1 protein-coding gene is annotated in these 723 nt (G+C 63.2%); it reads right to left on the reverse strand.

Annotated features, from left to right (window positions below; genetic code table 11):
• On the reverse strand, positions 1-723 hold a 723-nt coding region (locus tag INT22_RS12250), incomplete at both ends, for a UvrD-helicase domain-containing protein (RefSeq protein WP_193068287.1).

A 723-nucleotide genomic window follows, 5' to 3' on the forward strand; every position in this document is an offset into this window, starting at 1 on the left:
CACCATGGCGCGGCTGGAACGGAAGTTGGTGCCCAGCGTGACGTGGCGGCCTGCGGTGTCTTGGCGGGCTTGCAGATAGGTGAAGATATCCGCACCGCGAAAGGCGTAGATGGCCTGCTTGGGGTCACCGATCAGTAGCATAGCAGCGTCGCGGCGGGGGTTAGCGACGTCATAGACCGCGTTAAAAATGCGGTACTGAATCGGGTCGGTGTCCTGGAACTCGTCAATCAGCGCGACGGGGAACTGGCGCAGAATCTGCGCAGCCAGGGCGTCTTTGTTGGGGCCTTGCAGAGCGCGGTCTAAATGGGTGAGCAGGTCGTTGGGGCCCATTTCAGCGCGGCGTTCCTGCTCGCGCTCCATACGTAGTTTGCACCACTGCACGGCGTGAATCAGCAGGTCGTTGCGCGGTTCGGGTAAGGCGTTGAGGGCGGCGGGCATGTCCGCCAGCGCTTCCCAGGCGGCTGGGCAGGGTGGCGCGCCCTCTTTCCATATCTCGGCCATGCCGTCTGGGGTCAGGCGTTTCCAGGCGGCTGGGGTAAGCGCGGGGCGCTCAAGGTCGCTCTCGCACCATTCGCGCAGTGCGCCTAGCCAGCTGACGCGGCTTTTGGCGTTGAAGCTTTGGCCTTTGAAGGCTTTACGTTTAGCGGCCTCTTCCAGTGCGGGCACCAGTTCATCTAGCCAAGCGGGCCAGGGGGCTTTTAACGTGCCTAATGTGGCGCTGCG

Source organism: Halomonas sp. 3D7M (genome assembly GCF_014897885.1).
Taxonomy (GTDB): Bacteria; Pseudomonadota; Gammaproteobacteria; order Pseudomonadales; family Halomonadaceae; genus Vreelandella.